This window comes from Streptomyces sp. NPDC015144 (assembly GCF_043079735.1).
GTDB lineage: Bacteria > Actinomycetota > Actinomycetes > Streptomycetales > Streptomycetaceae > Streptomyces.
Genome location: NZ_JBIBUU010000002.1, coordinates 42,661 through 67,473 on the forward strand (window position 1 = coordinate 42,661; position 24,813 = coordinate 67,473).

Here is a 24,813-nt window from a genome sequence, read left to right on the forward strand (position 1 = left end):
TGGGCGCACGATCTCGGACGTAGTTGGCCGATTGTCAATTTGCTGATTGCAACAGCGATGTTCGGCTTGATAGGGATGGCCTCGGGAACGGTTGTCCAGCCAGGGGGCGAGCGTTCGAATGCAACGTTCCGGGGGGCTTGCGGTGGTGGGTTGGGACATCCGTCCACAGGGTGTGCAGGGGCAGTTGGGGACGGTGGGCGGGCACGCCGACGACCTGCAGAAGGCGCTGACGGCGTTGCTGGAGACGGTGTCGGAGGCGGCATCGGCGTCGGGTACGGCGGTGCCGGGCCCGCAGGCGTCCACACCGCTCCAGGGGCCGGTTGTGCCGGGGAAGGCACCGCTGTCGCGCGCGGCGGCGGGCCCGGTGGCGGCGGCGTTGGCGGAGTTTCTGCATGTGCGTGAGCGGGACTTCGTGTCGATGGGGAAGCGGACCGAGGCCGCGGTGCTGGGTGCGGTGGACGCGACGAACGCCTACGTGCGGGGCGACCTGGAGGCGGCCGAGCGGGCGCAGAACGCCGCCAGGGCGGTACGGGTGGACGAGCTGCGTCGTATGCGGGGGATGCGGTGAGCGGCGGAGGGCCGGCGCCGGTCGACCCGATCGGGATACCCGTCTTCACGGGTGATCTGGCTCTGCTCGACGTGAAGGTGACCGAGCTGTCGGGGCACGGGGCGAAGATCGCCGAGGCGGCCGGGGACGTGCATCGCAGCTTCGGCGGACTGCGTGCCTTCTACCGGGCGCCGGAGGCGGAGCAGCTCTTCGCGACGACGGCCCCGGTCGCGGCGAAGGGGCTGTCGCTGAGCGAGGACCTGTGTGTGGTCGCCGGTGCGCTCGGCACGTACTCGGACGACGCGTTCCCGCTGGTGGAGAAGTTGAAGGCGCTGAAACGGGACGCGGTGGCCTTCCGGGTGAAGGTGAACGGGGACGACGACTGGGCCGAGGACGGCGACCTAGTCGAGGAGAACAACCGGCGCCGCAACGAGATCGCCGAGGTGTGGGCCGCGTTCCAGGAGGTGGAGCGGGCCTGCCACGCGAAGATCGTCGCCTTGGTCGGCGGGCATCCGCTGAAGAGCGGTGACGGCTCGGGCAGGTCGGGGACGTACGGGTACGACGCCGAGGCGCTGAAGCAGGCGCCGAGCCTGCCGTGGGGCGAACCGGTCGAGGAGTCGGTGCCGTGGTGGAAGGTGTGGCGCCACGCCTACGACTTCGGTAAGGGCTTCATCGTCGACGGGGTCGGGGGCACCCTCGAAGGTCTCGGCATCCTGGTCTGCGCCGAGGGCTGGGACTCCATGAAGCAGGCATGGACCGGCCTGGCCAAGCTCGCCACCGGCGTGACGCTGGCCATCACTCCTGGCGTCAACGGCATCTTCTGGGCGGCGCCGGACGACAAACTGCCCTCCTGGGTACGCGACTCACGCGCCGCGATGAAGGAGACCGGCAAGGCCCTGATCGCCTGGGACCAGTGGGGTTCCAACCCGTCCCGTGCGGCGGGGGCGGTCACGTTCAACGTCCTGACCACCGTCTTCACCGGCGGCACCGGCGGCTCCGCAGCGGGTGCCGGCAAGGCCGGCGCGTTGGCCAAGACCCTCTCCGTCGCGGGCAAGACCGCCCGTGTCGTCGACCCCATGACGTACGTCTTCAAGGGTGCGGGTGCCGGACTCACGAAGGTCAGCGACGTCATGACCGGGCTGAAGGGCCTGGAGACCACCACCTTCCCGCCTCTCCCGGACCACGTCATTACTGTCCCCGAGGGCACCCTCCGCCTCCCGGACGGCACCCTGCACCTCCCCGAGGGCGCCACGATCCCCGACGGCGCGACCGCCCTCCCCAACGGCACGATCAAGCTCCCCGACGGTGCGGTGGCTCTCCCCGAAGGCGCCGTCCGTTCCCCGTTCGCCGGCGAAGCCGCCTACTTCGACCGTGACGGCAACCTCTACAAAGAGGACGGCACCCTCCTCCAACGCGCCGACCAGGCAACCAAGGAACGCAACCTCAACGCCCAGCCCCCAGCCGAAGTCCACGAACCCGCCCTCACCGGCGCAGTCGCCCACCACACCCCCGACCACACCTCACCCGGCAACACCAGCCCCACCCCACCCCACAACCATCTCGACACCACCATCCATCACACCGAGCTGCCAGGAACCAGGCACAGCTTGAGCCACGACCTACCTGCGGGAAGCGGTACCGGAGGAGGTGGAGGTGGCGTCGGGGGCGGAGGGCCGGATGGATTCGCTCGTGACATCAGCGATCCTGGCGGGTGGGACAGGCCTCAGGACCACTCAGGCCCTCTGGAACTCGGCGGTGAAATGGAGGCGCAGGTACGTGGCCAGCTGACCAGCACCGGTGTGAAGCCTGACGACATTGAACGGGCCTTGAACAACTTGTCCAAGAATCCAGCTGGACAGGAAATATCCGAGATAATTGCGTCTGGAAAGCTTGGAGCTTTCGAAGGATACAGGGAGGTAGTGTCCGGCCTGAGTAGGCTTGATGGGATTTCAGGAGGGATTGAGCAACTGCGCCTCGGTGAGAGATTGCATTCTGGAGGGGCTGATAAAATAGTTTTTGAGATCAAGCAGGATGGGTATGAAATAAAGCCCGGTGTCTTCACGGGTGGAAAGACGGATCTCGATGTGATGGCACGTGATGTGGACGGAACCGTATACGGGTGGCAACTGAAAGATATGACAGGTCCGGAATCTCCGGCCGACCCGGGTAAGGTTGTCAGGAATGTATTCAAGAAGATCCGGCAGCTCACGGACTCTCATGCGGACGTGAAAATTTTTTTGGTGGAGACCAAGGCGTCGAGGGCTGAAATAGCTACTCAGCTCGGCCGCCTGCATGGCTTGCACGCCAAAAATGATGTCCAGTTCATATTTCGTTCGCCGGACGGGAATTTGTTCGTCCCTCCCGAGGCTAAATTCTTCCCGAAAGGATCGTCGTGATTACCAGTACGCCGGTAGCCCGTTGGACCTGGGGGTGTGACAGTGAGGAAGGACTCATCATTCGGTGTATCCGTGATTCACTCAACGCCTACTCGATTCTTCATGCGCATCGCCTGGCCTGTGGGAGGCCCAACTTTAAAATTTCCGTCTCCGAGGCGGGTGCGTCGGGCGGTTACCTATTTCGTGGTGAAATCCCTGCGGAAGGTGGGGGTCGAGATGAGGTCGCTCAAAGGTTTGCGCGTGTCATCGAAGCGAGAGTCGACGCAGGGTCGATAGGATCGGTAGATACCTCCATCCGGTGCGCCGGAATGCTTGTGGGTGAGGAGGGTGATTACCTCCAGGAAAACCTGTTCCAACTCGGCACTTCTGCGTTCCTTGATTTCGTCACCACTGATTTGACTACCTTTTCCGATGCGTGGATGGCCTATGACCTCAAAGGTAATCCTCAACCTTCTGTGTATGCCAAGAATTCACCCAGGTTGGCTTCTGCCCTGAGGGACCTGTCTGTGGTCCTCGATTCAGATACGGGGCCAGAAGATCCGACTTATTTTGGGAAACCCACTGAAACTGGCGTAGAAAGTCATTTCGATGATGATGGTGCGCCGTCCGATTCGTGGGGGCGGTTCGAGATCCCTTACCGGAACAGGATCTTCAGGCATACCCAAGAATTTGAGCAGGGCTATCGGCGTGAGGCGTCAGGTCGCGTCCTGTACTTCCCGGCTCGCAGTCGCAGCGGAATTCTGGGCTACCTCTGGGCATCAAACAGCGAAGGTGCGGCGAGTTTCGAACCCCGCGATGAAGCCGACGTTGAGGGCTACCAAGCCGGACTCATCTGGTTGGAGCGGCTAAAAGAAGCCTATGTGCGGGGAATGATGCCTGAGGCCGCGCTGATGGTTCTTCGGGAGATGCCACAAGCTGCTGAAGCGGGAATTCTGGTAGAGGAGGCTCCACTGGAGGCAAGGGAAATCTTGGAACTTCGGCAGTCACGCCTGTCATGACTGGTCACTGATCGTTTTTAGAAATGCCTCGCCCTGGAGGGGCAGTACTGACAACGCTCAGTGGTGCCGTGGACCGGGCAGACGACCGGGAAGTGGGTCCTGGGCATCAGCCTGCTTGTGAGGCCGATGGTGGCACGCTCGGCATGGGGGTAGCGTTCGTGCGCGAACTTGCGCACATCGTGGACAGCCTGCCTTGTTACATCGGCTGGTTCCTGCCGCTGTTCGACACCAAGCGGTAGACGTTCGCCGACAAGCTGTGCCGCACCGTGGTCGTCAAGGTCAGCCACAGCTGAACTGCCCACGCGGGCGGGCGGTATGGTCACCCCCATTGCAAAAATATTTGACACATGAGGGGGCAGGTGTCACATCAAAAAACGACCGCACCCCCGGGCAGCCAGACGGCAGCACAGCACCATCGTGTCATTCCTGCCCGCAGGCCGTGGCCTTGAACTCGGCCGTGGAGAGGATGACCGCCATTTCCTTTGTATTTCCCCGCGCAGCCTGTTTCCGTTCCATGGAGAGCACCTTGAGTTTCGGCGACCCGCATACCCCGTACGACCCGCAAAATTCACCTGCCCAGCCCGGATACCAGGCCCCGGCGCCGCAGAACATGCCCGGGCACGCGCCGTACGGGTATCCGCCGTACGGGGCGTATCCGCAGGGCGGGTACGGGGTGGGCGTGCCGCCGCTGGCGCATTGGGGGCGTCGGGTTGGCGCCTATCTGCTTGACGGGCTGATCATTCTGGGGCCGATGTACGGGATGGGGTTCATCGACCTGGCCCGCAGCGACGATCCGGCGACGGCGGAGCCCGGCGCGTTCTTCGCGGTCGGTGTCGTCTACACCCTGGTCATGGCGATATTCCAGCTCTACCGGGAAGGTTCGACCGGGCAGACGACCGGGAAGCGGGTCCTGGGCATCAGCCTGCGTCGTGAGGCCGATGGTGGCACGCTCGGCATGGGGATGGCGTTCGTGCGCAAGCTCGCGCACATCGTGGACAGCCTGCCCTGTTATATCGGCTGGTTCCTGCCGCTGTTCGACAGCAAGCGGCAGACGCTCGCCGACAAGATGTGCCGCACCGTGGTCGTCAAGGTCAGCCACACCTGAAGCGCCCACGCGGACGGGCGGTGTGGTCACTCCCCACTTGCCGGGCAGCCGGACAGCAGCGCCATCGCGTCATTCCCGCCCACAGGCCGGGGAGATGGTGACGGCCACTTCCTCGCGCCGACTCCTGTGGACCGCTGGTAGAAGGCCCTTCCCGGCGTGAGCCCTTCCAGGTTGGCCGGCGTGAAGGTGACGTGGCCCGCTGAACCCGAGTTGCCCTTGGTCCACCCGTAGAGCCCGTAGGAGGTCCTGGGGGCGAGCGGGGTGAGGGGGCCGGTTGCGGTCCAGCCGGGGGCGGTGGTCGGAGCGTCAGCCCTCGTCGTTCAGGACGACGTCGTACGCGTCGTCGTAGTCGTGGTCCCTCAGCACGAGGGAAAGCGTGGACCGTTCGTCGGTGAAGCGGATGTCGACGGTGCTCTCCCGCTCGCCCTGGAAGAAGTCGGCCGTCGCCGGGTGCTGGGCGGGGCCGCTCCATCGGGCCGTCCAGCGTTTCGCGTCGGACTCGGGGTCGCCGACTGACGCCGCGAGCGCGGCCAGGCCGTCGGCGTCCCGGGCCTTGAGGCGGGCCAGGACCTGTTCCGTGACGGAGAGGCTGCCGGGGGTCGGGCGGCCGGTGACCTCCAGATCGAGTTCGTTGGTGCCGTTCCGGACGCGCTCCGGAGTCTTGTCCGTGTTCAGGGCATCGCAGCCGCCGAGGGTCAGGATCGCGGCTCCGGTCAGGGCGAGGGTTCTGGCGGCCCGCCCGGTGGTGTCGCGGTGCCGGGAGGTGGCGTTGATGTCGGCTCCTTCGTGCGGGCTCGTCCGCCGGACGGATCGGTGGATCGGTGGTAAGTAAGGATAATGAGGCCTTTCGGGCGCCCGGGGCCGCCGTTGACGCTGTTCCCGATGTGACGTGTGCCGGTCATAATCTGACGGCTGACCCCACGGCAGACGGAGGAGCGCCCGCATGAGCCCGTACCGCCCGCACGCCCCGCACACCGCGACCCGCCGCAACTTCCTGGCCGGAACCCTGGCCGCCACCGCCACCGTGCTGATCGGCGCGGGTTCCGCGCGCGCCGACGACCGGCAGGCCCTCACCACCCAGGGGTGGATGGGCGCGATACCCGACGCGACCGCGCTGCGGGCCCTCACGATCCCCGGGTCGCACGACTCCGGCGCACGGTACGGCGGACCCTGGACCGAGTGCCAGAACACCACGATCGCCGAGCAGTTGGACAGCGGCATCCGCTTCCTCGACGTACGGTGCCGGATCACCGGCGGGTCGTTCGCGATCCACCACGGGGCCTCGTACCAGAACCTGATGTTCGGCGATGTGCTCGGCGCCTGCTGGGACTTCCTGGCGGCGCATCCCACCGAGACCGTGCTGATGCGGGTCAAGCAGGAGTACTCGGAGGAGAGCGACGCGGCGTTCGGGGCGGTCTTCGACGACTACCTCGACAACCGGGGCTGGCGCCCGCTGTTCCGGATCGGCTCCTCGCTGCCCTCGCTGGGGGAGTCGCGCGGCAAGGTCGTCCTCCTCGCCGACAACGGCGGGCTGCCCGGGGTTCGGTACGCGGACCCGGGACTCTTCGACATCCAGGACGACTACATGGCGGAGCCGTTCGCCAAGTACCCGAAGATCGAAGCCCAGTTCCGCAAGGCGGCCGGACAGCCGGGCAAGCTGTTCATGAACTACGTCAGCACGGCCGCCCTGCTGCCGCCCCGCTGGAACGCCGACCGGCTCAACCCGCAGGTGCACTCCTTCCTCGACGGCGCGGAAGCCGCCGGCTGGACCGGCCTCGGCATCGTCCCGTTGGACTTCCCGGCGACCCGACCGGGCCTGGTCGAGTCGTTGATCCGGCGCAACCCGGGGGTCTGAGACGCCGACCGGCCGGATCAGCCCCGCTTGTAGAAGTAGCCGTCGCCGCTGGCGGGGCCGACGTTGTGCCGGATGCCGCCGGGGTTGAGGACGAAGAATGACGGGTCCAGCGACCGGTAGCAGTAGCCGGGGTTCGCGCCGACGAGCTGGAGGGCGCCGACGTTGACGCGGCTGCTCGTCGTAGAGGTCACCTTTCCCTCGTACGGGCAGTTGTTGTACGGGTAGTCGGACATGCGCACCACACCCGTCCGGGAGATGGTGACGGTGCCCGGCTGCCCGGTGTTGTAGGTCTCGCCGTACTTCCAGGTGCCCACGAACGAGGAGGGAACCGAGCTTCCCCCGCCCGAGCCGCCCGAGCCGCCCGTGGAACCCCCGGAGGAGCCGCCCGAGCCGGAGGTGGAGCCCGAGGAGGACCCGGACCCGTCGCCGGATCCGCTGCCGGTTCCCGCGCCGGTTCCGCCGCTGCGTGCCCCGCTGCTGGTGGAGCCGGAGGAACCCGAGCCTCCGCTCTGTCCGGTCGCGTTGCGGCCGTTCTCCCCGTCGTTCCCGTCGCGTCCGTCCTTGCCGTCGCGGGCCTTGCCGCTCTTGTCGTCGGAGGCGTGGGGACTCTTTCGGTCCCGGGGCGGGGTGGCGGACGGGGAGGAGGGCGGTGTTGTCGGGGAGGCCGTGCCCGTCGGGCCGGCGGAGGAGGCGGCGGGCGGGGACGCGTGGTCGTTCCGGTCGCTGCCGAACGGCTGCAGCACGGCCAGCGTCCCACCGCCCCCGCCCAGGATCAGGACCACGGGGACGGACACGATCAGCGCCCGGCGCCGCCGCTCCCGCTTGGACTTCGCCTTCCGAGGTGACGGCGACGGTGACGGGGAGGGGGGCGGTGACGGCGGCTCCGGGTCGGCCGACGCCCCGGCGGGAGCGGTCGGATCGGGACCGGGCGCCGACTCCGCTTCGGGGGCCGGTGGGCGGAGGGCGACCGTGCTCCGGTCCACCTGCTCCCGGCGTACCGGCGCGGCCTCCGCGTCCAGCAGCCGCGCGGACCGCCGCGCGAGGTGGCCGACCACCTCGGGCGGCAGCCACGATGCCGCGCCCGACGCGGGGCGCGGCCGGTCCGGGTCCGCCAACAGCTCGTCCACCGAGGGGCGTTGGTCGACCGATTTGGTCAGCAGCCGGCCGATCAGGGCGCGCAGCGACGCGTCACGGACGCGGTCGAGGTCCGGCGCGCCCTCGACGATGCGGTACATCACCGCGTGCTGGTTGCTCGCCCCGCGGCCGAACGGGAGCGTGCCGGTCGCCGCGTAGGTCAGGACGCAACCCAGCGCGAACACATCGCTCTTCGGGCCCACGTCCTCCCCGAGGACCTGCTCCGGGGCCATGAATCCCGGTGAGCCGATCACCATCCCCGTACTGGTGAGCAGGGACTCGACCGAGGTTTCGACGGCGCGGGCGATGCCGAAGTCGATGACCTGGGGGCCCTCGGCCGTGAGCATCACGTTCGAGGGCTTGAGGTCGCGGTGGACGATGCGGGCCGCGTGGATGTCCTTCAGCGCGCGCAGGAGCCCGTCGGCGAGGGCGAGCACCGACGCGGTGGGCAGCGCGCCGTGGCCGCGTACGACCTGTTCCAGGGAGAGCCCGGGGACGTATCCGGTGGCGACCCAGGGGTACTCCTCGTCGGGGGCCGCGTCCAGTACGGGCGCGGTGTAGCGCGTGCCGACCCGCCTCGCCGCGTCGACCTCGCGCCGGAAACGGGCTCTGAACTGCGGGTCCGCCACGTGCTCGGCGTGCACCACCTTGACCGCGACCGTACGGCCACCCTCCGAGCGGGCGAGATAGACCCGGCCCATGCCGCCCGAGCCGAGCCTGCCCAGCAGCAGATAGGGCCCGATGCGGGCCGGATCGTTCGCGGCCAGCGGCTCTATGTCGCCGTCGAGACCGCCGCCACCGCCCCCGTGGTCGTCGTGATGCGCGCTGGTCATGTCCGAGCGTTCCCCCGTGTGTCCCGCGCCGTGGCCCCCGAGGCCGAGCCGGCCCGTCCGAAATGCCCTTGCCCCTAAGTCAGTTGGGGTGAGCGGGGTTCAGTCTGAGGTACCGAACGCGGTAATTGGAACTACTTCCGGAAATAATTTCGGAAACTTCACTAGGCTGTCCGGCCGGGACACCGTAGGAGGGGCCGACGAGACGTGAGGCCCTGGTTCCAGGAGCGAGGACGGCAACGATGAGCCCCAAGCAGCAACGCGGTGAGGCCACCGCCGCGCAGGTGCTCGACTGCGCGCTCGACCTCTACGAGGCCAGGGGCGAGGCCGGTCTCACGCTCGGCGCGATCACCTCGGCCAGTGGCGTCAGCGCGGGAAGCATCTACCACCATTTCGGCAGCCTCCAGGGCGTGGTGCTCGCCCTCGCGCAGTCCTGGCTGGGCCGGCTCCTCGACGAGTTGGGCGCGGCCCTGAAGGAGGTGGACGACGCCCGGGACGGGGTGCACGCGCTGGTGCGGGCCTATCTGCGCTTCGTCCAGCTCAACCCGGGCGCGGCCCGGCTCATGCACTCCGTCGCCGCCGACCGCGAGATCGACGCGCACGCCCGGCGGATACGGGGCGCGCAGGAGGCCCGGCTGGCCCCGATCGCGGGCTGGCTGCACGCCCGGCAGAGCTCGGGGGAGCTCGTCGACCTTCCCCTTCCCGTGCTGGAATCGCTGATCCTGGGGCCGGTCACGGCGGTCGCCCGCCGCTGGCTCTCCCTCGGGGACGTGGACCTGGCCGAGGTCGAGCGGGTCATGGCGGACCGCATCTGGCGTTCCGTCGGCCGGTAGCCGCGGCGCGAGCCGGGCGCGTCGGGCCCGGCCCCCGTAACTCCTCCCTCGGCGGTCCCGGGGCGGCGGATACTGATCAACGCCCTTACGGACGACGAGGAGTACGCCAGTGACCCACGACCATCGGACGGGCCCGCCCCACCTCGGCAGCGAGCGCGAGACACTGCGGGCCTTCCTCGACTACCACCGCGCGACCCTCGCCATGAAGTGCGAGGGGCTCACCGACGAGGAACTGCGGCAGCGGTCGATGCCGCCCTCCATGCTCTCGCTGCTCGGGCTGGTGCGGCACATGGCTGAGGTGGAACGGACGTGGTTTCGCCGGGTGTTCGAGGACAACGACGTGCCCCTGGTCTGGTCCGACGAGATGGACTTCCAGGCGGCGTACGACGCGAGCTCCTCGACGCGGGAGGAGGCGTTCGCCGCCTGGGAGGCCGAGGTGGCGACGGCGCGCCGGATCGAGCGGGAGGCCGATTCGCTGGACCTGGTCGGGTACCAGCCGAGGTGGGGCGAGGAGGTTTCGCTGCGGATGGTGATGGTGCACGTGCTCCTGGAGTACGGGCGCCACAACGGGCACGCGGACTTCCTGCGCGAGGGCGTCGACGGGACCGTGGGGGCCTGAGGCGGGGGCGGGGGACCGTACCCGCGCGGGGATGGCCGGAAAACACCTACGCTGTGGATCTTTCGTACATCTGGGCCAGGGGCGGGGATCCGTATGGCGGGGGCGCGTGGGAACGAGAACGGGGCCGGGAACGGCAGCGGGGGTGAGGGCGGAGGTGGCGGCGGGGCGGCTGCGGGCCGGCGGTGGACGGCGTACCGTCCGCTGATCGCCCTCGGCGTCGCGCTCGCCGCCCTCGGCGGTTTCGGCACCACCTTCCTGGCCAACTCGGGTCATCTGCCCTTTTTCTCCATGGTCACGGCCTGGCAGACCCCGTACGACAGCGCGCCCTCCGGGGGCGGTGCCGGGGTGTGGCTCGTCGACGACACCGTGGTCCGCAGCCGCTTCGACGGCATGACCGGGTACGACGTCCGGTCGGGGGCGAAGCGTTGGGAACACGCCGTTCCGGGCCGGACCGAGGTGTGCGCGGTCGACACCGACACCACGACCGCGGTCACCCTGCTCGCCCATCGCGCGGCGGGCCCCGTGAAGGAGCGGGGCAACGGCAAGGGCTGCGGCACCGTCGTGGCGGTCGACCTCGCCGACGGCCGCGAGCTGTGGCGCACCGCCGGAGAGCGGACGGGCGGCGGAGCGGTCGTCGGCGTCGGCCACGGACTCGGCGTGTTCCTCGACTCTCGCGAGGCCTCCCGCGACACCTCCCGCGACACCGTCCGTGACGCCTCCCGCGTTGCTCGCCACGACGGTGGCCGTCTGCGCGCCGTCGACCTGAGGACCGGCGCCGCCCGCTGGACGGCCGCGCTGCCGAAGGGCTGCGCCCTCGGCGACCTCGGCCTCTCCGCGCAGCGGCTGGTGGCGGCCATGGACTGCGCGGACGGAGCCGTGCTCACCGCGTTCGGCCCGGCCGACGGCGAGGTGCGGTGGACGGTGCCGCTGGACACCCGGCGCGGGGCGGACCGGGGCGCCGGTCTCTCCGTCGTGTCCGCCGACCCGCCCACGGTGCGGGCCGGCGGCGAGGCCGTCCTCTCCTTCTCCCCGGACGGCCGCCCCCGTGGCTCGATCCCCGTCGTCGGCGACCGCGGCAGGATCGTCCGCACCGCAGTCGACCACGGGCGGCTCCTCACGATCACCTCGTACCGGAACGGGCCGGGCGGCGCCCGGGAACGGCTCGTCGCCTTCGACCTGGCGAGCGGTGACGAGCTGTGGCGCAGGGACGTGGGGGACGGCCCCGGCAACGTCGAGGCGCTGGATGTGACGGACGGCAGGGTGACGACCGTCCGGACCGACTGGGAACACGGCGACACGCTGTACGTCCACGACGCGGCCACCGGCGACGAGAAGGACGACCGCACCTTCCGCGACCAGGTCGCGGACTACGGCAACCCACTCCGCGCCCTGCTCACCCACGGCGATCTGCTGATCGTGGTCCGCGGCTACGACGGCGCGCGCCCCTTCAGCGTCTACGACCGCTGGTGACGGGCGGGCGCTCCTGGACCCGCGCTTGCGTTTCTTTCGAATTGTGTGATGCTGGGGTCATCTACGAAGGAGAAAGAGCCATGCACAGCTCCGTCGAAGACCGGACCTTGTTGCCCGAGCACCGCGCGGAGGTGGCCGAATTCCGGGCCTTCCTGGACCGGACCCCGCAAGCCGCGGAGCCCGCCCTGCTGCGCGGTCCCGACGGGACGACCCGGACCCTGCCCCCGGAGGTCTACGAAGCGCTGAAGGTGGTGGTGCGGGCCTTGGCGGAGGGCAAGGCCGTGACGGTCGCGCCAGTGAACACCACGCTGACGACGCAGGAGGCCGCCGACTTGCTGGGAGTCAGCCGACCGACGTTTGTCAAGATCCTCGACGAGGGCGGCATTCCGTTTTCGAGGCCGGGGCGGCACCGCAGGGTGCTCCTGGCGGACGTTCTCGACTACAAGGAGAAGAGGCGCTCACGGCGTCGCCGAGGACTGGACGAGTTGGTCGGTCTGACCGAGGAAGCCGGCCTCTACGACAACTGATCAGCTGAAGCAACCGAGCCGCCTGGAGTGATGTGCAGCGCGTCGTCCTGGACACCTGTGTTCTCTTCCCGAACTACCTCAGGGACACGTTGCTCCGCCTTGCCGAGGCCGAGCTGTACGAGCCGCTCTGGTCGACCGACATCCTGGACGAGCTGACCAGGAACGTGGGCGAACGGATCGGAGCGCTGAAGGCCAAGGGGACTCGTCGAGGCGATGGCGGGCGCGTTTCCCGACAGCCTCGTGTCGGGTTACGCGGCGCTCGTCCCCGCGATGGCGAACGACCCCAAGGACCGACACGTCTTGGCGGCCGCGGTGCGAGGGCAGGCGCATGCCGTGGTCACGTTGAACCTCAAGGACTTTCCGGCCGAGGCCTCGGCCCCGTACGAGATTGAGGTGCTCTGCCCGGACGACTTCCTGCTGGACATGCTGGACCTCGCCCCTGCGGAGGTGACTGCCGTGCTGCGGGTGCAGTCGGGCTCCTACCGGCGCGAGCCCCGGGATCTGCACGGGCGCCTGGACCGGTTGGGCGCGGGCGGCGTTCCGCAGTTCGCCGCGGAGTTCCGCCGCCGCCTCCGAGCGGCCCGCCTCACAGACCCGGTGGGGGTGTCGGGGCCCCCGGGAGGCGGATCGTGGCGAGGGTGCCGGGGCCGCCGTCCGGGGCCGGGCGGAGGGTGATCTCGCCGCCGGCCTGCTGGACCGTGCGGGCGACGATCGACAGGCCCAGGCCCGAGCCGGGGAGCTGGCGGGCGGACGGGGAGCGCCAGAAGCGTTCGAAGACGTGCGGGAGTTCGTCGGCGGGGATGCCGGGGCCCTGGTCCCGTACGGTCAGTTCGCCGTTGCGCAGGGCGATCTCGACGGTGCCCCGGGGCGGGCTGAACTTCACCGCGTTGTCCAGGACGTTGACCACCGCCCGCTCCAGCGCGGCGGGCTCGCCCCGTACGTACCAGGGGGCCAGGTCGGCCCGGAGCGTCAGTTCCGGGCCGCGCAGCCGGGCGCGTTCCAGGGCGGTGTCCGCGATGTCGTGCAGCGCGACGACCTGGAGCGGGCCGGGGGCCGGGGCGTCGGGGCGGGCCAGTTCCTGGAGGTCGCCGATGAGCGAGGCCAGCTCGGTCATCTGCGCCTTCACCGAGGTCATCAGGGCTTTGCGGTCGTCGGGCGGGATGGCCCGGCCGGTGTCGTCGCTGCGGGCGAGGAGCTCGATGTTGGTGCGCAGCGAGGTCAGCGGGGTGCGCAGCTCGTGGCCCGCGTCGGCGATGAGCTGGGCCTGGCGGTCGCGGGAGCTGGCCAGGGAGGCGGTCATCGAGTTGAAGGAGCGGGAGAGCCGGGCGATCTCGTCCTCGCCGTCGACCGGGATGCGGACGGTGAGGTCCTCGGTGCGGGCGACGTGCTCGACGGCGCCGGTGAGCCGGTCGACCGGGCGCAGGCCGGTGCGGGCCACCCAGAGCCCGGCCGCCCCGGCACCGACGACACCGATGCCGGAGACGACCAGGAGCATCCAGGCGAGCGAGGAGAGCGGGTCGTCGATCTCGCTCAGCGGGCGGGCCACCGAGACCGCGAGACCGCCCGTGACCAGCCCGGGGAGCGGGGTGCGGGTCTCGTACGGGTAGGTGTGCACCCGTACCTTGCCGCCGTTCCTGGTGGTGGCGGTGTGCAGGGCCTCGGGCTGTTCCCCGGCTGCTACGGCGGTGTCCGCGGCCGTCACCTCGATCGGGGAGGCCCCGGCCGAGGTGCAGGTGCTGCCGGCCGCGGTGACCAGCTGCACGATGTACGACCCCTTGAACGGCGGGGGAGCGGCCTGGTCGGGGTGGGTGCAGGCGGCGAACAGGCTCCGTACGGTGTCGTCGCTGGCCGAGACGTTCCGCAGCGAGGTGTCCAGCTGGTTCTCCAGCTGCTCCCGGGTGACGAACCAGCAGGCCACCGCCACCGCCGCGACCGCCGCCGCGACCGCGCTCGCCACCAGCAGGGCCAGCCGGGAGCGGAGCGGCAGGGCCCGGAAACGGGACAGGGAGCCGGTCATCCGTCACCGCCACCGGCGCGGAGCGCGTAGCCGACCCCGCGCACGGTGTGCACGAGGCGCGGCTCGCCGCCCGCCTCCGTCTTGCGGCGCAGATACATCACGTACACGTCCAGGGAGTTGGAGCTGGGCTCGAAGTCGAAGCCCCAGACGGCCTTGAGGATCTGCTCGCGGGTGAGGACCTGGCGCGGGTGGGCCAGGAACATCTCCAGCAGGGTGAACTCGGTACGGGTCAGCTCGACGCGGCGGTCGCCCCGGGTGACCTCGCGGGTGGCCAGGTTCATCCGGAGGTCGGCGAAGGCCAGCTCGTCGGGGTCGGAGGCGGTGGTGCCCGCCGGGGCCGCGTACGAGCTGCGGCGCAGCAGGGCGCGGATCCGGGCGAAGAGCTCGTCCAGCTCGAAGGGCTTGACCAGGTAGTCGTCGGCGCCCGCGTCGAGGCCGGTGACCCGGTCGCCGACGGTGTCGCGCGCGGTCAGCATCAGGATGGGGGTGGTGGTGCCGGCGGAGCGGAGCCGGCGGGCGGCGGTCAGGCCGTCCATCCGGGGCATCTGGATGTCGAGGACGATGAGGTCGGGGGCGTAGGCCTCGGCCCTGGCCAGCGCGTCGAGACCGTCGACGGCGACCTCGGTTCCGTAGCCCTCGAACGCGAGGCTGCGTTGCAGGGCCTCGCGCACGGCGGGTTCGTCGTCGACGATCAGGATGCGCTGCGGGGCGTCCTCGGCGGGGCTCATCGGTCGTGGTCCTCTTCCCCGGTCGGTCCGGTTCTCTCGTTGGCGTACGGCGGTGCCTTCCGGATCTCAGCCTTGCACGCCCGGGGGCCGGGCCCCGCACGGCCGGGCCCTCAGGAGCTGCCGCCGGAGCGCAGGGAGGCCAGGTCGGCCTTGAGAGTGTTCACCGGGATGGCGAAGCCGAGCCCCACGCTGCCGGCGCTCGAACTGTCCGAGCCGCCGGACGAACTCGCCGAGTACATCGCGGAGTTGATGCCGATGATCTCGCCGTTCATGTTGATGAGGGCGCCGCCGGAGTTGCCGGGGTTGAGCGAGGCGTCGGTCTGGATGGCCTTGTACGTGGTGGTCGACTCGCCGGTGTCGCCGTTGAACTGGCGGCCGCCGAACTCGAACGGCCACTGCCCGCCGCCGAGCCCGCCCTGGCCCTGGCCCTGCCCCTGGTTCTGGCCGCTGCCGTCCTCCTTGGCGACGGTGACATCGCGGTCGAGGGCGGAGACGATGCCGCTGGTGACGGTGCCGGTGAGGCCCTCGGGGGAGCCGATCGCGACGACCTGGTCGCCGACCGCGACCGCCGAGGAGTCGCCCAGCGTGGCCGTCTTGAGCCCGCTCGCGCCCTGGAGCTTGATCAGGGCGAGGTCCTTGGCGGGGTCGGTGCCGACGACCTTCGCGGTGTACGTGCGGCCGGTGCTGAGCTGCACCTTGACCGACGAGGCGCCGGAGATGACGTGGTTGTTGGTGACGATCTCGCCGTCGGAGGTGATGACCACGCCGGAGCCGGTGGACTCGCCCGCCGTCGACGTCGCGTTGATCTCGACGATCATCGGGGAGACGGCCTTGGCGACACCGGCGACGGTGCCCTTGCTGCTCTGCGAGACGGTGGTGCCGGGGACGACACCGGCGGCGGAGACGGTGTCGCCGCCGCGGCCGGTGAGCTCGCCGACGAGGACGGCGGTGCCGCCGCCGACGACCCCCGCCGCGATGGCCACCGCCGCGAGGAGGGCCACCGGGCGCCTGGCCCGCTCGCGGTGCCGGGGCGCGGCCGGTCCGGGCGGGGGCCACGCGGCCTGCTCGGACTGCGGGGTCTGCGGGTGCGTCTGTGTCTGCGGCTGCGCGGAGGGCTCCACGGGCGGGTATGACGGCGGCGGCGGGTAGGCCGCGTCGCCGTTGCCGTACGAGGGGTACATCGGGTACTCGCCGCTCGGGCGCTGGCTCTCTGTCATGACTACGAGCGTGTCCGCCGAAGATGAGAGGAGCCTGAGTCCGCCCTGAGAAGCCCGGCAGAACCGCGTATGCCCGATATAAGGAACGGGCCGCCGGGGCCTACCGCGGGCCCAGGGCCGGTTCCCCGCAGCCGCAGGAGCGCCGTACCACCAGCGCGGACGGGAACTGCTTCAGCCGCTCCCGGCGCGACCCCGACACCCGCAGCGAGTCGTCGAGCACCAGGTCCACCGCGGCCCGCGCCATCGCCGGGCGGTCCGAGGAGACCGTGGTCAGCGGCGGATCGGTCAGCCCGGCTTCCTTCACGTCGTCGAAGCCCGCCACCGCGAGCTCCCCCGGCACGTCGATCCGCAGCTCGCGGGCGGCCCGCAGCACGCCGATGGCCTGGTCGTCCGTGGAGCAGAAGATGGCCGGCGGCCGGTCCGGCCCGGCGAGCAGCTCCAGCGCCACCTTGTAGGCGTCGTAGCGGTTGTACGGGGCCTGGAAGAGCCGGCCCTCCGTCGACCGCCCGGACTCCTGCATCGCCCGGCGCCAGCCCTCGACGTGGTCGGCGACCGGGTCGCCGACCGCCGGGGTGGACTCCACGCCGCCGAAGCACGCCACGTACGCGTTGCCGTGCTCCAGCAGATGACGGGTGGCGAGCTGGGCGCCGCCCACGTCGTCGGTGACGACCGCGACGTCCTCGATCGCCTCCGGCCGCTCGTGCAGCAGCACCACCCGCGCGTCCCACGCCTCGATCTCGGCCGCGGCCCGCTCGCTGGGGCCCTGGCTGACCAGGATCAGGCCGGAGACCCGCATGCCGAGGAAGGCCCGCAGATAGTGGACCTCGCGTTCGTCGCGGTAGTCGGAGTTGCCGACCAGCACCATCTTCCCGCGCTCGGCGGCGGCCTGTTCGACCGCGTGCGCCATCTCCGCGAAGAACGGCTGCCGGGCGTCCGGCACGATCATCCCTATGAGGTCGGTGCGCCGCGAGGCCATCGCCTGGGCGACCCGGTCCGGCCGGTAACCCAGCTCCTTGATGGCGGCGAGCACCCGCTCGCGCGTGGCCGGGGCGACCGGCCTCGGTCCGTTGTTGATGACGTAGCTGACGACCGCGGTCGACGTCCCCGCCAGTCTCGCCACATCGTCCCGCGTCACCTTGGCCACGCGCGGCAGTCTACGCGGATATACCTACCGTCCGGCAGGGCGGACCGGGGCTTCTTCCCGCGCCCCGGCACCGACCGGCTGCTCCGAACGGGCCACCTCCGAACGGGTCGCCGCCCCGGAGTCCCCGGCCGGGGCGGTCCGGCCCCTGCCCTTGGCCTCCTCGGCGGTGCGCTCCGCCTTCTCGGGCACCACGAAGCGGTAGCCCACGTTGCGGACCGTCCCGATCAGCGACTCGTGCTCCGGGCCGAGCTTGGCCCGCAGCCGCCGGACATGGACGTCGACGGTGCGCGTGCCGCCGAAGTAGTCGTAGCCCCAGACCTCCTGGAGCAGTTGCGCGCGGGTGAAGACCCGGCCCGGGTGCTGCGCCAGGTACTTGAGCAGTTCGAACTCCTTGAAGGTCAGGTCCAGGACCCGCCCCTTCAGCTTCGCGCTGTACGTGGCCTCGTCGACCGAGAGGTCCCCGTTGCGGATCTCCATCGGGGAGTCGTCGGAGGCGAGCTGCTGCCGCCCGGTGGCCAGCCGCAGCCGGGCCTCGACCTCGGCCGGTCCCGCCGTGTCCAGCAGCACGTCGTCGATGCCCCAGTCGGCGGTGACGGCGGCGAGCCCGCCCTCCGTCACCACGAGGACCAGCGGGCAGCCCGGCCCGGTGGACCGCAGCAACTGGCAGAGCGAACGCACCTGGGGGAGGTCGCGGCGGCCGTCGATCAGGATGACGTCGGCACCGGGGGTGTCGACGAGCGCGGGGCCCTCGGCGGGCGCCACCCGCACGCTGTGCAGCAGCAGGCCGAGCGCGGGGAGCACCTCCGTCGACGGTTGGAGCGCGTTGGTGAGAAGCAGCAGTGAACTCATCGACGCCCACCTGCCCGGGGCGTCGGTCGATGATGGTGTGCGGTTCGCTCGCCCATGACGTCGGTCCTCCTCGTTCCCTGCGAGAGGGGCACTCCCGGGCCGGACCCGGGGGAGTATGCGGCACTTCTTCGTACGGTTCGTCGTGCGGGTTCCGATGGGTGCTGAGTTTGTGGAAACGTCGCCGTAACAACGTCCGGAACGCACAAAAGGACCCGGGGGCTGCTTTGCCCGGATCCTCTTCCCAGCACAATAGCCCACATGACTTCTGTGTCCGAGGGGTCGATCGAGCGTTCTTCTGTTCCCTCGATCACGCCCGCTCTCCCCCGTACGGCCCCGGGCGCCACCGCGCGTACGGCGCCGAGGGCCGCTCTGCGGACGGTTCTGCGCACCGACGACGGGGTGCGGATCGAGGCGATGTACGAGCCGGGGGCATCCTTCGACGGTACTGCGGACGGCGTGGACGGGGCGGGCGCCGGGACTGTGATCGTGGTCGCGCACGGGTTCACCGGATCGGTGGACCGGCCCGCGGTGCGGCGGGCGGCCGGGGTCTTGGCGGGGCGGGCGGCGGCCGTGGTGACCTTCTCGTTCCGGGGGCACGGCCGGTCCGGCGGGCGGTCCACGGTCGGCGACCGCGAGGTGCGGGACCTGGCGGCGGCGGTGGCGTGGAGCCGGTCGCTCGGGCACCGCCGGGTGGTGACGGTGGGCTTCTCGATGGGCGGCTCGGTGGTGCTGCGCCACGGCGCGCTCTACGCGGGGCGGCCGGCGGAGGCCGCGGACGCGGTGGTGGCGGTGAGCGCCCCGGCGCGCTGGTTCTACCGGGGTACGGCGCCGATGCGCCGGGTGCACTGGCTGGTCACCCGCCCGACGGGCCGGCTGGCCGGCCGGTACGGCCTGCGCACCCGGATAGCCCGGGGGCCGTGGGACCCGGTGCCGATGCCCCCGGTCGAGGCCGCCCGGCTGATCGCCCCGGCGCCGCTGCTGATCGTGCACGGCGACCGCGACGCGTACTTCCCGCTGGACCACCCGCGCTCGCTGGCCGCCGCGGCGGGCGAGGCCGCCGAACTGTGGCTGGAACCCGGCATGGGCCACGCCGAGAACGCCGCGGACGAGAACCTGCTCACCCGGATCGCCGACTGGGCGGTCACGGCGTGACCCATGATGGACAGCCGACCGGAGACGGGACGGCACGAGACGAGAGGAGCGGTGCCATGTCCACGGTGACGATCCGCTACTGGGCCGCCGCCAAGGCCGCGGCCGGAATCGCGGAGGAGCCGTGCACGGCTCGGACCCTGGCCGAGGCGCTCGACACGGTGCGTCAACGGCACCCCGGAGAGCTCACCCGAGTGCTTCAGCGGTGCTCGTTCCTCATCGACGGTGACCCCGTGGGCACCCGTGGCCATGAGACCGTACGCCTTGCCGAGGGCGGCACGGTCGAGGTGCTCCCGCCGTTCGCAGGAGGATGAACCGCAGAACATGAGCAGCAACGATCAGCAGCACCCCTACGGCCAGGACCCCGGCTACGGGCACACTCCCGGCCCCGGTCCAGGCCCCGGCTCCGGTTCCGCTCCCGGTCACGACCCGGCGTACGGCACGCAGCAGCCCCATGCCGGTCAGCCGCATGCCGGTCAGCCGCACGGCGACCAGTCGTACGGCGGTCAGCCGCATGCCGGCCAGCCGCTCGGTCAGCCGTACGGGGACCAGTCGTACGGCGGTCAGTCCTACGGCGGTCAGTCGTACGGGTCCGACGCGTACGGGAACGCCCCGCAGGGGCAGCAGCAGGGCCAGGCCCAGGGCCAGGGGCAGTCCTGGCCGGGCGGGTACCCGCAGGAACCGGCCACCGCCCAGGCCGCCCCGGACCCCGCCGTCGCGCAGACCTGGGAGGGGCAGACCTGGGACACCCAGTACCAGCCGGTCATCCAGCGCCCCCAGCCGGCCGCCGCGCCCCCGCAGCACGCCGAGCCGACCCAGTACCTCCAGCCGGTCCAGCCCGCGCAGCAGTCCCCGTACCCGCAGCAGCCCCAGCCGGACCCGCAGGCCCACCAGACCCACCAGGCACAGCACCCGCACCATCAGCAGCATCCTCAGGCGCACCAGGCACCGCAGGCCCAGCACCCGCAGCCCGCCCCGGACGCCGCCGAGACCGCCTACCTGCCGCCGGTGCCGCCCCAGGGAGCCTCGGGCTCGTACCCGCTGCCGCCCGAGGTGCCGGTCGCGCAGCCGGTCGCCGGGGCCGCCACCGGGTCCGCCACCGGGTCCGCCGACGCCGGTCCCGCTCCCGCCTCCGCGCTCGACGCGGACGGGTACAGCGCGCCCACCACCGTGGGCAACAGCCGGATCACCGACGCCCAGCGGGCCCGCGCCGAGGGCCGCTCGCCGATCATCGCGCCGGGGATACAGCCCGCCGCGATCACCGCCGCGCTCGGGCTGCTGATCGCCCTGGGCGCCGCGATCGGCTCGTACGCCCTGGTCGTGCCGCTGGTGCTGCTCCAGGCGCTGACCGCCGCCGGATGGTTCCGGCTCAACGGCATGTGGCCGGCCCGGCAGGGCATCGCGCTCGCCTTCGCGGGCGGCCTCGTCGCCGACGTGGCGCTGCTCGCCGCGGGCCGGGAGAACGGCCCGGCCGCCCTCCTGGGCACCCTCGGCGTCTGGGTGCTGCTCACCCTGGTCCTCCAACTGCGCAGCCGGGCGAGCGCCGACGAGCGGATGCAGGGGCTGATGGCCACCCTCGCCTCGGCGGCCCTGACGGTCCTGGCCGGCGGCTACCTCGCGGCGGTCCCGGACGCGGTGGTGGCCGGTGCGGTCGCGGTCGCGGTCGCGGCGCTGGTCCGTGCGCTGCCGTTGCCGGGTCCGGTCTCCGTCGTGGCCGCGCTGCTCGTCGCGGCGGCCGGTGGCGCCGCGGGCGGCGCCCTCACCGACCTGGGCACCGAGGGCGCGCTGATCGGCCTGGTGGCGGGCGGCTGCGCGCTGATCGGGCTGCGGGTGGCGAGCTACGACTACCCGTCGCGCTTCGTCCACATGACCGCCGGGGTGGCCCTGCCGCTCACCGCCGCGGCGCCCGCCGTCTACCTGATCGGCCGCCTGGTCGCGTAACGGCCGACCCGCTCCCGCCTCCGTCGCCCCGCCCGGTTTCCCGTCCAGGGAACCGGGCGGGGGTCTATGCTCGTCGATCTTCTGGGGCGCCGCGCACGAGCCGTGCACAACCTGTGGACGGCGTGGGCGTCTCCGGGCCGGGCCGGACTGCGGGTGGGGGAGAGAGCGGGCATGCGCGCACTGCGAATACTGCTGGTCGTCGTGGTGATCCTGGGGGGCGTCTTCGTCGCCGCCGACCGGGCGGCGGTGTACTTCGCCGAGTCGGAGGCCGCCGGACAGATCAAGATCACCGGGGCCACGATCGGCTCGGCGGACGTCTCCATCAAGGGCTTCCCCTTCCTCACCCAGGCCGCCGACAGCCGCTTCGACGAGGTCGACGTGCGGATCACCGGCATCGAGACCGACGCCAACGGCCGCCGCCTGCGGATCAGCCGGATGGAGGCGGCCCTGCACGACGTGCGGCTGACCGACAACTACACCGCCGCCACCGCCACCCGCGCCACCGGCACCGCCGTCGTCTCGTACGAGGACCTCACCAAGGCCGCCAGCGACGGGGTCGTCGTCGAGTACGGCGGCAACGGCAAGGTGAAGGTCACCGGAACGGTCGACATCCTCGGCCGCCCGCTCTCGCGCAGCGTGCTCTCCAGTGTCACGCTGGTCGACGGCGACACCGTCCGGGTCCGCGCCGACAAGGTCCCGGGCGAGGGCATCCCCGGGCTGGAGGGGCTGGTGCGCGGCAAGACCGACTTCGACCGGGGGGTCGGCGGCCTGCCCAGCGGCCTGAAGCTCCAGCGGATCCAGCCCACGGCGGACGGCCTGGAGATCTCGGTTACCGGCACCGGGGTACGGCTCGCGAGCTGAACCCGCCCACCGCTCGCGGGCGGATCGCGCCCGCCCGGACCACGCGCCGTCCACCGCCCCCTCGCACCACATAGTGAGACGCACGCGTCCGGTCCGTAGATGGCCGCCCCGCAGAGGCGTCGCCCGGCCGCTCCGTGAGGGGCGTCGGGCCCTTCCGCGTCCCGCGATGCGGACGATCGTGTATCAGGATTCGATACGGCGGTGACATGGCCGCCCGGACCTCCCTACGATCGGTTCCATGCAGTGCTCTATTGGCGGGCTCCCTCAGCGGGGCCGGGCGGATCTCACGAAGCGGCGGGCAGTGGACCTGTGCCGCGTCGCCGCCATGCTCTGTCGCACTGTCTGAGCGGGCGCTCCGGCCCCCCGCGCTCCCGGCCCTTCCGACCGAAGTCGGGGCCCCTTTCCGATCGCCGTCGCACGGGCGCCGCACGCCGCACGGCCGTGCCCGGCATCGCACCCGCACCCCGCACCGTCCCGCATCATCTCGCCGCAGACTGCCCCGGAGGAGAACAGCATGAGCCGCAGTGACGTCCTGGTAGACGCCGACTGGGTCGAGGCCCACCTCGACGACCCGCAGGTCGCCCTCGTCGAGGTCGACGAGGACACCTCGGCCTACGAGAAGAACCACATCAAGAACGCGATCCGGATCGACTGGACCAAGGACCTCCAGGACCCGGTCCGCCGCGACTTCATCGACCAGGCCGGCTTCGAGAAGCTGCTGTCGGAGAAGGGCATCGCCAACGACACCACGGTCGTGCTGTACGGCGGCAACAACAACTGGTTCGCGTCCTACGCGTTCTGGTACTTCAAGCTCTACGGCCACCAGGACGTCCGGCTGCTCGACGGCGGCCGGAAGAAGTGGGAGCTCGACTCCCGCGACCTGGTCGACGGCGACCAGATCCCGTCCCGCCCGGCCACCCAGTACAAGGCCCAGCCGCAGGACGAGTCGATCCGCGCCTACCGCGACGACGTCGTGAACGCGATCGGCAACAAGAACCTGGTCGACGTCCGGTCGCCCGACGAGTTCAGCGGCAAGCTCCTCGCCCCGGCGCACCTCCCGCAGGAGCAGTCCCAGCGCCCCGGCCACGTGCCGAGCGCCCGCAACATCCCGTGGTCGAAGAACGCCAACGACGACGGCACCTTCAAGTCGGACGAGGAGCTCAAGGCGCTCTACGAGTCCGAGCAGGTCGACCTCGCGAAGGACACCATCGCGTACTGCCGGATCGGCGAGCGCTCCGCGCTCACCTGGTTCGTCCTGCACGAGCTGCTCGGCCAGGAGAACGTCAAGAACTACGACGGTTCGTGGACCGAGTACGGCTCGCTCGTCGGCGTGCCGATCGAGCTCGGCGCCAACAAGTAACTCCGCGCGACCCGGACCAGCACGAACCCCGACCCGAAGGACGAAAATCCCATGTGTGGAGCGAAGGCCGGCGGCCCCGACGCCTCGACCATCAAGCCCGGTGAGACCACCATCCAGGGCAGCGTGACCCGCGACGGCGAGCCCGTCACCGGCTACGTGCGCCTGCTCGACTCGACCGGCGAGTTCACCGCCGAGGTCCCGACCTCGGCCACCGGACAGTTCCGCTTCTACGCGGCCGAGGGCACCTGGACGGTACGCGCCCTGGTCCCCGGCGGCAGCGCCGACCGCACCGTGGTCGCGCAGACCGGCGGCCTCTCCGAGGTGGCCATCGCCGTCTAGTACGGACACCGCCCCGTACGGACACCGTTCCGTACGGGCCATGAACGGCCGAGGGGCCGTACCCCAGGGGGTTGGACGCCTTCCTGATCCGGGGTACGGCCCCTCGCGCTGCACGCACCGCCCCCGGCGCACTGCCACCGGGGGCGGCCGGGCCTACTCTGGAAGCATGTACGCGCGACGCCGTCGCGGCTATTTCCTGATGATGGGCGTCTGCATCGTCCTCTTCGTGTCCGCCTGGTCGTTCGTCCGGCTCTGGTCGATGCCCGCCGCCATCGTGATGTGCGTCGTCGCGATGGTGATCCCGCCGGTGGCGGCGATGGTCGCCAACCGGCGCGGGCCGGACGACCGTTGGTGGGACGACCCGTCCGGCGACCCGCAGTCCGACGAGTGGTGGGACGAACTCGACGGCAAGAAGCGCCACTGACCCGGGCGGCCGGGCCGGTGGCGGGTGCCGGTGTCAGTAGACGAGCGCCTGGACGCCGTCGGCCATGATCTCGCTGACGAAGACCTGCGCCCCGGCGATCCGCACCCCCTCCAGCACGTCCTGCTCGGTGATGTCGCGCCGGGCCGCGCACTGCGTGCACAGGGTGATCCGGCCACCCGCCTGGATCGACTCGATCAGGTCCGGCAGCGGCGCGGCGTGCGGCAGCTCGAACTCGGCGGCGCGCCCCGGCAGCGCGAACCAGGACGACTCCCCGGTCAGCCAGAGCGAGACCTCCACCCCGCTGGCGACGGCGACCGCGGCCACCGTGAACGCCTGCGAGCACCGCTCGGCGGAGTCGGCACCTGCGGTCACCTTGATCACGAGCTTCTTCGACATATGCCGAACTGTAATCGGCGGGCGGACAACCTTCTTCACACGGTGAAGGTCAGGTGGATGCGCGGGTAACGGAA

General features: G+C 70.9%; 25 protein-coding genes. 17 read left to right on the top strand and 8 right to left on the bottom strand.

Features of this window, described 5'->3' with window-relative positions; genetic code table 11:
* Nucleotides 1–142: 142 nt before the first annotated feature.
* From ACF08W_RS04220 to ACF08W_RS04235, 4 genes are all read left to right on the top strand, one after another.
* The gene (locus ACF08W_RS04220) at nucleotides 143–568 is read left to right on the top strand and encodes a DUF6507 family protein (RefSeq protein WP_392278364.1); all 426 of its coding nucleotides are present in this window, start codon (nucleotides 143–145) and stop codon (nucleotides 566–568) included.
* Nucleotides 565–2,943 (top strand): hypothetical protein, encoded by a 2,379-nt coding sequence (locus ACF08W_RS04225; RefSeq protein WP_392278365.1) that lies wholly within the window; start codon nucleotides 565–567, stop codon nucleotides 2,941–2,943. Before ACF08W_RS04220 ends, ACF08W_RS04225 begins: the two co-directional genes overlap by 4 nt.
* 314 nt (nucleotides 2,944–3,257) lie before the next feature.
* Nucleotides 3,258–3,941 (top strand): hypothetical protein, encoded by a 684-nt coding sequence (locus tag ACF08W_RS04230; protein WP_392278366.1) that lies wholly within the window; start codon nucleotides 3,258–3,260, stop codon nucleotides 3,939–3,941.
* A 526-nt stretch (nucleotides 3,942–4,467) separates the two neighbouring features.
* On the top strand, nucleotides 4,468–5,046 hold the full coding sequence (locus ACF08W_RS04235; RefSeq protein WP_392278636.1) for an RDD family protein: 579 nt from the start codon (nucleotides 4,468–4,470) through the stop codon (nucleotides 5,044–5,046).
* 306 nt (nucleotides 5,047–5,352) lie between these two features.
* Here the strand turns inward: ACF08W_RS04235 and ACF08W_RS04240 are convergent, their stop codons facing one another.
* Nucleotides 5,353–5,991 (bottom strand): hypothetical protein, encoded by a 639-nt coding sequence (locus tag ACF08W_RS04240; protein ID WP_392278367.1) that lies wholly within the window; start codon nucleotides 5,989–5,991, stop codon nucleotides 5,353–5,355.
* On the opposite strand from ACF08W_RS04240, the gene ACF08W_RS04245 reads away from it, so the two are divergent.
* Nucleotides 5,990–6,901: a phosphatidylinositol-specific phospholipase C gene (locus tag ACF08W_RS04245; RefSeq protein ID WP_392278368.1), complete on the top strand. Its 912-nt coding sequence runs from the start codon at nucleotides 5,990–5,992 to the stop codon at nucleotides 6,899–6,901. The two genes, ACF08W_RS04240 and ACF08W_RS04245, sit on opposite strands and share 2 nt — an antisense overlap.
* Nucleotides 6,902–6,918: 17 nt before the next feature.
* Here ACF08W_RS04245 and ACF08W_RS04250 read toward each other — a convergent pair whose 3' ends face one another.
* Nucleotides 6,919–8,868: a serine/threonine-protein kinase gene (locus ACF08W_RS04250; RefSeq protein WP_392278369.1), complete on the bottom strand. Its 1,950-nt coding sequence runs from the start codon at nucleotides 8,866–8,868 to the stop codon at nucleotides 6,919–6,921.
* A 239-nt stretch (nucleotides 8,869–9,107) separates the two neighbouring features.
* Between ACF08W_RS04250 and ACF08W_RS04255 the strand changes: the two genes are divergently transcribed.
* The 4 genes from ACF08W_RS04255 to ACF08W_RS04270 all read left to right on the top strand — a co-directional run bounded on the left by ACF08W_RS04255 (nucleotide 9,108) and on the right by ACF08W_RS04270 (nucleotide 12,314).
* Nucleotides 9,108–9,698, top strand: a complete 591-nt coding sequence (locus tag ACF08W_RS04255; RefSeq protein ID WP_385215459.1) for a TetR/AcrR family transcriptional regulator — start codon at nucleotides 9,108–9,110, stop codon at nucleotides 9,696–9,698.
* Nucleotides 9,699–9,807: 109 nt separating this feature from the next.
* Nucleotides 9,808–10,317: a DinB family protein gene (locus tag ACF08W_RS04260; RefSeq protein ID WP_392278370.1), complete on the top strand. Its 510-nt coding sequence runs from the start codon at nucleotides 9,808–9,810 to the stop codon at nucleotides 10,315–10,317.
* A 93-nt stretch (nucleotides 10,318–10,410) separates the two neighbouring features.
* On the top strand, nucleotides 10,411–11,787 hold the full coding sequence (locus tag ACF08W_RS04265; RefSeq protein WP_392278371.1) for a PQQ-binding-like beta-propeller repeat protein: 1,377 nt from the start codon (nucleotides 10,411–10,413) through the stop codon (nucleotides 11,785–11,787).
* An 80-nt stretch (nucleotides 11,788–11,867) separates the two neighbouring features.
* Nucleotides 11,868–12,314, top strand: a complete 447-nt coding sequence (locus ACF08W_RS04270; RefSeq protein WP_385215468.1) for a helix-turn-helix domain-containing protein — start codon at nucleotides 11,868–11,870, stop codon at nucleotides 12,312–12,314.
* A 586-nt stretch (nucleotides 12,315–12,900) separates the two neighbouring features.
* On the opposite strand, the gene ACF08W_RS04275 is transcribed toward ACF08W_RS04270, so the two are convergent.
* The 5 genes from ACF08W_RS04275 to ACF08W_RS04295 all read right to left on the bottom strand — a co-directional run bounded on the left by ACF08W_RS04275 (nucleotide 12,901) and on the right by ACF08W_RS04295 (nucleotide 18,269).
* Nucleotides 12,901–14,331, bottom strand: coding sequence for a HAMP domain-containing sensor histidine kinase (locus ACF08W_RS04275; protein WP_352278943.1), 1,431 nt, complete (start codon nucleotides 14,329–14,331; stop codon nucleotides 12,901–12,903).
* Nucleotides 14,328–15,059: a response regulator transcription factor gene (locus ACF08W_RS04280; RefSeq protein WP_392278372.1), complete on the bottom strand. Its 732-nt coding sequence runs from the start codon at nucleotides 15,057–15,059 to the stop codon at nucleotides 14,328–14,330. The genes ACF08W_RS04275 and ACF08W_RS04280 overlap by 4 nt, the downstream gene beginning before the upstream one ends.
* A gap of 110 nt (nucleotides 15,060–15,169) precedes the next feature.
* Nucleotides 15,170–16,276, bottom strand: coding sequence for a S1C family serine protease (locus tag ACF08W_RS04285; RefSeq protein ID WP_392278373.1), 1,107 nt, complete (start codon nucleotides 16,274–16,276; stop codon nucleotides 15,170–15,172).
* Between the two features lie 100 nt (nucleotides 16,277–16,376).
* Entirely contained in the window at nucleotides 16,377–17,420 is a 1,044-nt protein-coding gene (locus ACF08W_RS04290) for a LacI family DNA-binding transcriptional regulator (RefSeq protein ID WP_352278947.1), read from the bottom strand.
* 24 nt (nucleotides 17,421–17,444) lie between these two features.
* On the bottom strand, nucleotides 17,445–18,269 hold the full coding sequence (locus ACF08W_RS04295; RefSeq protein WP_385215480.1) for a winged-helix domain-containing protein: 825 nt from the start codon (nucleotides 18,267–18,269) through the stop codon (nucleotides 17,445–17,447).
* A 258-nt stretch (nucleotides 18,270–18,527) separates the two neighbouring features.
* Between ACF08W_RS04295 and ACF08W_RS04300 the strand changes: the two genes are divergently transcribed.
* The 8 genes from ACF08W_RS04300 (at nucleotide 18,528) to ACF08W_RS04335 (ending at nucleotide 24,343) form a co-directional block, all read left to right on the top strand.
* Nucleotides 18,528–19,421 carry an alpha/beta hydrolase gene (locus tag ACF08W_RS04300; RefSeq protein ID WP_392278374.1) on the top strand — a complete coding sequence of 298 codons (894 nt, stop codon included), beginning with the start codon at nucleotides 18,528–18,530 and terminating at the stop codon, nucleotides 19,419–19,421.
* A 56-nt stretch (nucleotides 19,422–19,477) separates the two neighbouring features.
* Nucleotides 19,478–19,732 (top strand): MoaD/ThiS family protein, encoded by a 255-nt coding sequence (locus ACF08W_RS04305; protein WP_352278951.1) that lies wholly within the window; start codon nucleotides 19,478–19,480, stop codon nucleotides 19,730–19,732.
* A 10-nt stretch (nucleotides 19,733–19,742) separates the two neighbouring features.
* The gene (locus tag ACF08W_RS04310) at nucleotides 19,743–21,359 is read left to right on the top strand and encodes a hypothetical protein (protein ID WP_392278375.1); all 1,617 of its coding nucleotides are present in this window, start codon (nucleotides 19,743–19,745) and stop codon (nucleotides 21,357–21,359) included.
* Between the two features lie 171 nt (nucleotides 21,360–21,530).
* Nucleotides 21,531–22,220 carry a DUF2993 domain-containing protein gene (locus tag ACF08W_RS04315; RefSeq protein WP_392278376.1) on the top strand — a complete coding sequence of 230 codons (690 nt, stop codon included), beginning with the start codon at nucleotides 21,531–21,533 and terminating at the stop codon, nucleotides 22,218–22,220.
* Between the two features lie 238 nt (nucleotides 22,221–22,458).
* Complete coding sequence (locus ACF08W_RS04320; RefSeq protein WP_350983699.1) at nucleotides 22,459–22,566, top strand: putative leader peptide; 108 nt, start codon at nucleotides 22,459–22,461, stop codon at nucleotides 22,564–22,566.
* A gap of 168 nt (nucleotides 22,567–22,734) precedes the next feature.
* Nucleotides 22,735–23,580, top strand: coding sequence for a sulfurtransferase (locus ACF08W_RS04325; RefSeq protein WP_352278956.1), 846 nt, complete (start codon nucleotides 22,735–22,737; stop codon nucleotides 23,578–23,580).
* Between the two features lie 51 nt (nucleotides 23,581–23,631).
* Nucleotides 23,632–23,919, top strand: a complete 288-nt coding sequence (locus tag ACF08W_RS04330) for a DUF1416 domain-containing protein (protein WP_030925040.1) — start codon at nucleotides 23,632–23,634, stop codon at nucleotides 23,917–23,919.
* Between the two features lie 166 nt (nucleotides 23,920–24,085).
* Nucleotides 24,086–24,343: a DUF3099 domain-containing protein gene (locus ACF08W_RS04335; RefSeq protein WP_352278957.1), complete on the top strand. Its 258-nt coding sequence runs from the start codon at nucleotides 24,086–24,088 to the stop codon at nucleotides 24,341–24,343.
* 33 nt (nucleotides 24,344–24,376) lie between these two features.
* Here ACF08W_RS04335 and ACF08W_RS04340 read toward each other — a convergent pair whose 3' ends face one another.
* Nucleotides 24,377–24,739: a DsrE family protein gene (locus ACF08W_RS04340; protein ID WP_352278959.1), complete on the bottom strand. Its 363-nt coding sequence runs from the start codon at nucleotides 24,737–24,739 to the stop codon at nucleotides 24,377–24,379.
* Nucleotides 24,740–24,813: the final 74 nt, after the last annotated feature.

Coding starts and splice junctions, on each gene's coding strand:
- ACF08W_RS04305 (WP_352278951.1), top strand. CDS start 19,478: ATGTCCACGGTGACGATCCGCTACTGGGCCGCCGCCAAGGCCGCGGCC.
- ACF08W_RS04335 (WP_352278957.1), top strand. CDS start 24,086: ATGTACGCGCGACGCCGTCGCGGCTATTTCCTGATGATGGGCGTCTGC.
- ACF08W_RS04330 (WP_030925040.1), top strand. CDS start 23,632: ATGTGTGGAGCGAAGGCCGGCGGCCCCGACGCCTCGACCATCAAGCCC.
- ACF08W_RS04255 (WP_385215459.1), top strand. CDS start 9,108: ATGAGCCCCAAGCAGCAACGCGGTGAGGCCACCGCCGCGCAGGTGCTC.
- ACF08W_RS04325 (WP_352278956.1), top strand. CDS start 22,735: ATGAGCCGCAGTGACGTCCTGGTAGACGCCGACTGGGTCGAGGCCCAC.
- ACF08W_RS04280 (WP_392278372.1), bottom strand. CDS start 15,059: ATGAGCCCCGCCGAGGACGCCCCGCAGCGCATCCTGATCGTCGACGAC.
- ACF08W_RS04300 (WP_392278374.1), top strand. CDS start 18,528: ATGACTTCTGTGTCCGAGGGGTCGATCGAGCGTTCTTCTGTTCCCTCG.
- ACF08W_RS04250 (WP_392278369.1), bottom strand. CDS start 8,868: ATGACCAGCGCGCATCACGACGACCACGGGGGCGGTGGCGGCGGTCTC.
- ACF08W_RS04315 (WP_392278376.1), top strand. CDS start 21,531: ATGCGCGCACTGCGAATACTGCTGGTCGTCGTGGTGATCCTGGGGGGC.
- ACF08W_RS04265 (WP_392278371.1), top strand. CDS start 10,411: ATGGCGGGGGCGCGTGGGAACGAGAACGGGGCCGGGAACGGCAGCGGG.
- ACF08W_RS04285 (WP_392278373.1), bottom strand. CDS start 16,276: ATGACAGAGAGCCAGCGCCCGAGCGGCGAGTACCCGATGTACCCCTCG.
- ACF08W_RS04320 (WP_350983699.1), top strand. CDS start 22,459: ATGCAGTGCTCTATTGGCGGGCTCCCTCAGCGGGGCCGGGCGGATCTC.
- ACF08W_RS04310 (WP_392278375.1), top strand. CDS start 19,743: ATGAGCAGCAACGATCAGCAGCACCCCTACGGCCAGGACCCCGGCTAC.
- ACF08W_RS04245 (WP_392278368.1), top strand. CDS start 5,990: ATGAGCCCGTACCGCCCGCACGCCCCGCACACCGCGACCCGCCGCAAC.
- ACF08W_RS04270 (WP_385215468.1), top strand. CDS start 11,868: ATGCACAGCTCCGTCGAAGACCGGACCTTGTTGCCCGAGCACCGCGCG.
- ACF08W_RS04340 (WP_352278959.1), bottom strand. CDS start 24,739: ATGTCGAAGAAGCTCGTGATCAAGGTGACCGCAGGTGCCGACTCCGCC.
- ACF08W_RS04295 (WP_385215480.1), bottom strand. CDS start 18,269: ATGAGTTCACTGCTGCTTCTCACCAACGCGCTCCAACCGTCGACGGAG.
- ACF08W_RS04240 (WP_392278367.1), bottom strand. CDS start 5,991: ATGCGGGCGCTCCTCCGTCTGCCGTGGGGTCAGCCGTCAGATTATGAC.
- ACF08W_RS04275 (WP_352278943.1), bottom strand. CDS start 14,331: ATGACCGGCTCCCTGTCCCGTTTCCGGGCCCTGCCGCTCCGCTCCCGG.